Annotated in this window: 6 protein-coding genes and 2 tRNA genes; 6 read left to right on the top strand and 2 right to left on the bottom strand. The window is 62.9% G+C overall.

Going from position 1 to position 6,289, the window contains the following annotated elements; translation table 11 throughout:
- The 3 genes from gcl to EN932_RS26065 all read left to right on the top strand — a co-directional run.
- Nucleotides 1-1,764 (top strand): glyoxylate carboligase (gcl, locus tag EN932_RS26075; protein ID WP_128369160.1); only part of this gene is annotated, 1,764 nt, incomplete at its 5' end.
- Between the two features lie 26 nt (nucleotides 1,765-1,790).
- Entirely contained in the window at nucleotides 1,791-2,588 is a 798-nt protein-coding gene (hyi, locus tag EN932_RS26070; RefSeq protein ID WP_127388541.1) for a hydroxypyruvate isomerase, read from the top strand.
- A 157-nt stretch (nucleotides 2,589-2,745) separates the two neighbouring features.
- Nucleotides 2,746-3,663, top strand: a complete 918-nt coding sequence (locus tag EN932_RS26065) for a 2-hydroxy-3-oxopropionate reductase (RefSeq protein WP_127388540.1) — start codon at nucleotides 2,746-2,748, stop codon at nucleotides 3,661-3,663.
- 106 nt (nucleotides 3,664-3,769) lie between these two features.
- Here the strand turns inward: EN932_RS26065 and rlmB are convergent, their stop codons facing one another.
- Nucleotides 3,770-4,618, bottom strand: coding sequence for a 23S rRNA (guanosine(2251)-2'-O)-methyltransferase RlmB (gene rlmB / locus EN932_RS26060; protein ID WP_027163677.1), 849 nt, complete (start codon nucleotides 4,616-4,618; stop codon nucleotides 3,770-3,772).
- Between the two features lie 197 nt (nucleotides 4,619-4,815).
- On the opposite strand from rlmB, the gene EN932_RS26055 reads away from it, so the two are divergent.
- Together EN932_RS26055 and EN932_RS26050 are read left to right on the top strand one after the other, a co-directional pair.
- Nucleotides 4,816-4,900 (top strand) — tRNA-Tyr (locus EN932_RS26055).
- A gap of 89 nt (nucleotides 4,901-4,989) precedes the next feature.
- A tRNA-Gly gene (locus EN932_RS26050) sits at nucleotides 4,990-5,063 on the top strand.
- A 76-nt stretch (nucleotides 5,064-5,139) separates the two neighbouring features.
- Here EN932_RS26050 and EN932_RS26045 read toward each other — a convergent pair.
- The gene (locus EN932_RS26045) at nucleotides 5,140-5,604 is read right to left on the bottom strand and encodes a YidB family protein (protein WP_013531401.1); all 465 of its coding nucleotides are present in this window, start codon (nucleotides 5,602-5,604) and stop codon (nucleotides 5,140-5,142) included.
- Nucleotides 5,605-5,736: 132 nt separating this feature from the next.
- On the opposite strand from EN932_RS26045, the gene EN932_RS26040 reads away from it, so the two are divergent.
- Nucleotides 5,737-5,994 (top strand): GlsB/YeaQ/YmgE family stress response membrane protein, encoded by a 258-nt coding sequence (locus EN932_RS26040; RefSeq protein WP_013531402.1) that lies wholly within the window; start codon nucleotides 5,737-5,739, stop codon nucleotides 5,992-5,994.
- Nucleotides 5,995-6,289 lie beyond the last annotated feature (295 nt).

The following is a 6,289-nucleotide window of genomic DNA, read 5'->3' as shown; positions in this document are numbered from 1 at the left end:
GTCGATGCCGCGGTTCTCGTTCTCGAAAAGGAAGGCATTTCCTGCGCTTTCGGCGTGCCGGGCGCGGCGATCAATCCGTTCTATTCGGCGCTGAAGGCGAGGGGAACGATCCGCCACGTGCTTGCCCGTCACGTCGAGGGCGCCTCGCACATGGCGGAAGGCTTTACCCGGGCCAAGGCAGGCAATATCGGCCTGTGCATCGGCACTTCGGGTCCGGCCGGCACCGACATGATCACCGGGCTCTATTCGGCCGCCGCTGATTCCATTCCGATCCTGTGCATCACCGGCCAGGCGCCGCGGGCGCGGCTGAACAAGGAGGATTTCCAGGCCGTCGACATATCAGCCATTGCCGCGCCGGTCGCCAAATGGGCGGTCACGGTCATGGAGCCCTATCTCGTCCCCATGGCGCTGCAGAAGGCCTTTCATCTGATGCGCTCGTCGCGGCCGGGTCCGGTGCTGATCGACCTACCGGTCGATGTCCAGCTGGCCGAGATCGAATTCGACATCGATGCCTATGAGCCGTTGACGCCGTTCAAGCCGGCCATGACGCGCGCCCAAGCCGAAAAGGCGTTGACGATGCTCAACGCCGCCGAAAAGCCGCTGATCGTCGCCGGCGGCGGCATCATAAACGCCGATGCGTCGGATTTGCTGATCGAATTCGCCGAGATTTCAGGCGTGCCGGTCGTCCCGACCTTGATGGGCTGGGGCGCGATCCCCGACGACCACCGGCTGATGGCCGGCATGTGCGGGCTGCAGACCTCGCACCGCTATGGCAATGCGACGATGCTGGAAGCCGATTTCGTCTTCGGCATCGGCAACCGCTGGGCCAACCGTCACACCGGCTCCGTCGATGTCTATACCAAGGGCAAAAAATTCATCCATGTCGACATCGAGCCCACTCAAATCGGCCGCGTCTTCGCGCCGGATCTCGGCGTCGTTTCGGATGCTGGTGCTGCGCTGAAGATGCTGCTCGACGTCGCCACCGAGTGGAAGACGGCAGGCAGACTGCGCGACTGGTCCGGCTGGGCGAAGGAATGCCAGGCTCGCAAGAAGACGATGAAGCGCAAGACGCATTTCGACCAGGTGCCGCTGAAGCCGCAGCGTGTCTATGAGGAGATGAACAAGGCGTTCGGCCGCGACGTCACCTACGTCACCACGATCGGCCTGTCGCAGATCGCCGGCGCGCAGTTCCTGCATGTCTACAAGCCGCGCAACTGGATCAATTGCGGCCAGGCCGGCCCGCTCGGCTGGACCTTGCCGGCTGCCCTTGGCGTGCGCGCCGCCGATCCCGACCGGACCATCGTGGCGCTGTCGGGCGACTATGATTTCCAGTTCATGATCGAGGAACTGGCGGTCGGCGCCCAGCACAAGCTGCCCTATCTCCATGTCGTGGTGAACAACGCCTATCTCGGCCTGATCCGCCAGGCGCAGCGGGGTTTCTCGATGGACTTCGAGGTCGACCTTGCCTTCGAGAACATCAACCGGGCAGGCGATCCCGAGGCCGGCTACGGCGTCGACCATGTTGCCGTCGCCGAGGCCATGGGCTGCAAGGCGGTCAGGGTGCGCAAGCCGGAAGAGTTCGCCGATGCCTTCAAGGAGGCGCAGCGGTTGATGAAGGAGCACCGGGTTCCGGTTGTCCTCGAATTCATCCTCGAACGCGTCACCAACATCTCGATGGGCACCGAGATCGACAAGATCACCGAATTCGAGGAGCTTGCCGAGAGCCACGAAGATGCGCCGACGTCGATCGTCATGCTGGATTAGGCTTGGCGGAGAAAGGGAGAAAAAGAATGCCGCGTTTTTCAGCCAATCTTTCGATGCTCTTTGGCGAGCATGAGTTCCTCGACCGTTTCGATGCCGCCGCCCGCGCCGGCTTCAAGGGCGTCGAATATATCGGCCCCTATGACCATGCGCCCGATGCCGTCGCCGCCCGGCTGAAGAAGAACGGCCTGACGCAGGTGCTTTTCAACCTGCCGGCCGGCGACTGGGGCAAGGGCGAGCGCGGCATTGCCGTGCTGCCGGACCGCGTGCCGGAATTCCGCCAGGGCATCGCCAAGGCGATCACCTACGCGCAGGCGCTCGGCTGCCAGCAGGTCAATTGCCTGGCCGGCATCGCGCCCGCCGGCGCCGATCGCAAGGTGCTGGAGGACGTCTTTGCCGAAAACCTCGCCTTCGCGGCGGAAAAGCTGGAGCAGGCCGGCATCAGGCTGCTGATCGAGCCGATCAACACGCGCGATATCCCGGGCTTTTTTCTCAATTATACCGATCAGGCGTTGGTGCTTATCGACCGTGTCGGGTCGAAGAACCTGTTCCTGCAATACGACATCTATCACATGCAGATCATGGAGGGGGATCTCGCCCGTACCATCGAGGTAAACCTCGACCGCATCGCGCATATCCAGCTTGCGGACAATCCAGGCCGTCACGAGCCGGGGACGGGCGAGATCAATTTTCCCTTCCTGTACGAGCACATCGACCGCATCGGCTATTCGGGGTGGATCGGGGCGGAATACAAGCCGAAGGCCGGGACGGAGGCTGGGCTGGGGTGGTTTCAAGCATTAGCCGGGCAGGGAAGTGCTGCGGCCTAGCCAACGCCGCGCCCCCTCATCCGGCCCTTCGGGCCACCTTCCCCCGAGGGGAGAAGAGACAGGCACCAACGTCGGCTTCTCTTCTCCCCTCGGGGGAAGATGGCCGCGCTAGCGGCCGGATGAGGGGGCGTTTCACACAAGCAACTGGAGAACCAAAATGGAAACCATCGGCTTCATCGGCCTCGGCATCATGGGCGCACCGATGGCGGGGCACCTGTTGGACGCGGGCTACAGGGTCATAGCCAGCGACCATCGATCGAAATTCTCAGCCGATCTCGTCGCCAAGGGCCTAACGTCAGTCACCGGCCATGCTGCCGTGGCGAAGGCCGCCGACATCATCATTCTGATGGTGCCCGACACACCGCAGGTCGCCGATGTGCTGTTTAACGAGAATGGCGTCGCGTCCGGTCTGACCAAAGGCAAGCTGGTCATCGACATGAGCTCGATCTCACCGATCGAGACCAAGATTTTTGCCAGGAAAATCAACGATCTAGGCTGCGACTATCTCGACGCGCCGGTCTCGGGCGGCGAGGTTGGCGCCAAGGCGGCGTCGCTCACCATCATGGTCGGCGGCGAGGAGAAACCCTTCGAGCGCGCCAAGCCCGTGTTCGAGAAGATGGGCAAGAACATCACCCTGGTCGGGCCCAACGGCGTTGGCCAGACCACCAAGGTGGCCAACCAGATCGTCGTTGCGCTGACTATTGAAGCCGTCGCCGAAGCGCTTGTTTTTGCTTCGAAAGCCGGCGCGGATCCGGCCAAGGTCAGGCAGGCGCTGATGGGCGGGCTGGCGGCTTCGCGCATTCTGGAAGTGCATGGCGAGCGTATGGTCAAGCGCACCTTCGCCCCGGGTTTTCGGATCGAACTGCACCAGAAGGATCTGAACCTCGCGCTGGAGGGCGCGAAAGCGCTCGGCGTGTCGCTGCCCAACACGTCCACCACGCAGCAACTGTTCAACGCCTGCGCGGCCAATGGCGGCGCCAAGGAGGATCATTCGGCACTGGTCAGGGCGCTTGAGAGGATGGCCGATTTCGAGGTCGGCAGCGAGGCAGCCGGCACCCGGGGCAAAGCGGCATAGGTCAGGAGAGGGCGGCGCAACGTTCCCAAGCCGCCAACTCCTGGCCCATCGAAGAACGGGTTCCGACGTCTGTCGGGACCCGTTTCTCGTCGAGATGTTTTTTGGCTTAGCCGCGCTTCAAAAATGCCCGTGCCACGTAAAGGCTGATCGCCGCGGCATTCGATACGTTGAGCGAATGGATGGCGCCGGGCATGTCGAGCCGCGCCAGCGTGGTCACCGTCTCGCGGGTCTTCTGGCGCAGGCCCTTGCCCTCGGCGCCCAGCACCAGGGCGATCTTTTCTCCGGCAAAGCTCTTTTCGAGTTCGGCCGGCGCGTCCGAATCAAGCCCGATGGTGCGAAAGCCGGCCTCGTGCAGCTGGCCGAGCGCTTCGGCGAGGTTCTTCACCTCGATCTGGTCGATGTGCTCCAGCGCGCCCGAGGCGGATTTCGCCAGCACGCCCGATTCCTGCGGGCTGTGGCGGGCCGTGGTGATCAGCGCGCCGGCGCCGAAGGCGACCGCCGAGCGCAGGATGGCGCCGACATTGTGCGGGTCGGTGATCTGGTCGAGCACCAGCACCAGCTTCGCGTCACCAAGCGCATCGAGCCGCTTGGCTTTAAGCGGCTCGGCCTCGATCAGCACACCCTGATGCACGGCATCCGACCCTGTGATCTTGTCGATATCCCTGGGTTCGACCAGTTCCGTCTTGAAGGGCAGGGCGGCGAGATCGGCGATTTCGAGGCGCTCGGCCGCATTGCGCGTCACCAGCATCTTCCTGATCTTGCGGCGCGGATTGTCGAGTGCGGCGCGAACCGTGTGCAGGCCGTAGAGCCGCACCAGTCCGTCCGCGGCATTTTCGCCCGGCGGAACCGGCTGTCGAGGCCGGAACGCCGGCGCGCCGCCGCTTTTCTCGTCGCGATAGGCGCGGCGCAGCTTGGCGTAATGGGTGTCTTTGGGGGTGTTGGTTTTATCGCTCATGGCTGGTTCTATAGCGGTGTCCTCCGGCCAAGGATATGGCCCGCCGTCACAGCCGGCGAACAACATCGAAAAACGCTGGCTGCGCGGTTGACACCCAATGGCCTTGCCGCCATAAGGCGCTGCGCTGGTTTCGGAGAACACATAACTCGGGTCCGGATCGGCGTGAATGCCTCGTTGCATGGCTCCGGCGGCAGACTGGAGAGGTGCCCGAGTGGTTAAAGGGGACGGACTGTAAATCCGTTAGCTTAGCTTACGTTGGTTCGAATCCAACCCTCTCCACCACTGCCGGCCCGGAAGCCCTGAAACGCGACAAGAATCGGACCGAAAAGTGCATGGCGCTTTTCGGATGAATCCGGTACTTCAGGTAAGGCGCGGGTATAGCTCAGTGGTAGAGCAGCAGCCTTCCAAGCTGAATATGCGGGTTCGATTCCCGCTACCCGCTCCAGACACTCATCCCATCACCGGCAAGCCGAAGCACCGCGCACGAAGCGCAGCGCTCCAATTGTCGTGGCTGCGCCGCGTCAGCTGTTGAACGCGGATGCGACCTGGTGCTGCTGCGGCACCTGGCCGTTCGGCGTCAGCTTGTCGACGATGCCGGGCAGGGCGGTGGACAGTTGCTTGAGTAGTTCCTGCTCGTCCAGTCCGGTCCGTTGCGCGATCTCGCGGATGATCTGCGGTCCGATCGCGGCGCCAAGATCGTTGGCGTTGATCGACTGGTTCTGGCCGGTACCGACCCAGGAGTCCGCGGTGTTGCCGTGACCGGCGTCCCGGAGCTTTTCGAGCAGTCCGCCCAGGCCGCCCAGCAGGCCACCGTCGGCGGATGTGGTTTCCGTCGGGACGGGGGCGGTCGGAGCGGGCGCGGGAGACTGTTCCGGCTCTTCGGCACTTCTGCCGCTCAGCATCTTGCCGACCAGCAATGCGCCGAGTGCGATCATCAGAGGTTTGGTGATGTTGCCGCCGGGAACGGCGTTGTCAAAAAGTCCCATCGTGGATCCTCCATAGCGACCAAGGCCCGACCCCTCCTCAACAATGAAGCATTCGGGCGGAATTTCAAGCTGGCTTGAGGTTTTGACAATCATATGAAAATGTTCGGCTGGCGAGGGGATGGAGAGGAAAAAATGGGTATCATCAGCTGGATCATTCTCGGCGTGGTCGCCGGCTTCATAGGCAGCAAGATCGTCAACAAGACCGGCCAGGGTGTCATAATGGATATCGTGCTGGGCATCGTCGGCGCCATTGTCGGCGGGCTGATCTTCAGTGCCTTCGGCGCATCGGGCGTCACCGGTCTCAACATCTACAGCCTGATCGTTGCCGTCATCGGGGCGGTGGTTGTTCTGTGGGCCTACCATCAGTTCAGCGCAAGGCGGACGCTTTAGGCGCCTGCGGATCGTCTGAGGTTTCGAGTTTCTGAAGGCAAGACCGGCTTCAGGCCGGTATGCCCGGCTGTGGCTTGCCTATGGCATCGGGGCGCCGAAAACAAAGATCGGCGTTCCCGCAATGAAACGAGGCTAGGCGACGACGGCCAACCGGCGCTGGCGCTGATCCAGCGACACGATGGTCAGCCCGCTGCCGACGACCAGCAGGATGCCACAGACCGCCAGTGTGTTGGGGAATTGCCCGAACACCAGCAGGCCCGAAATGACCGCCCAGACGGTGAAGCAATAGTAGAAC

Source organism: Mesorhizobium sp. M7A.F.Ca.US.002.01.1.1, from assembly GCF_004022955.1.
Taxonomy (GTDB): Bacteria; Pseudomonadota; Alphaproteobacteria; order Rhizobiales; family Rhizobiaceae; genus Mesorhizobium; species Mesorhizobium ciceri.
Note: the sequence above shows the minus strand (reverse complement) of the source record. Positions and strands in the feature narration are given on the sequence as shown.

What these genes read in the sequence shown, in the direction of transcription:
- EN932_RS26040 (WP_013531402.1), top strand. Translation starts at nt 5,737, where the DNA reads ATGGGTATCATCAGCTGGATCATTCTCGGCGTGGTCGCCGGCTTCATA.
- EN932_RS26065 (WP_127388540.1), top strand. Translation starts at nt 2,746, where the DNA reads ATGGAAACCATCGGCTTCATCGGCCTCGGCATCATGGGCGCACCGATG.
- EN932_RS26045 (WP_013531401.1), bottom strand. Translation starts at nt 5,604, where the DNA reads ATGGGACTTTTTGACAACGCCGTTCCCGGCGGCAACATCACCAAACCT.
- rlmB (WP_027163677.1), bottom strand. Translation starts at nt 4,618, where the DNA reads ATGAGCGATAAAACCAACACCCCCAAAGACACCCATTACGCCAAGCTG.
- hyi (WP_127388541.1), top strand. Translation starts at nt 1,791, where the DNA reads ATGCCGCGTTTTTCAGCCAATCTTTCGATGCTCTTTGGCGAGCATGAG.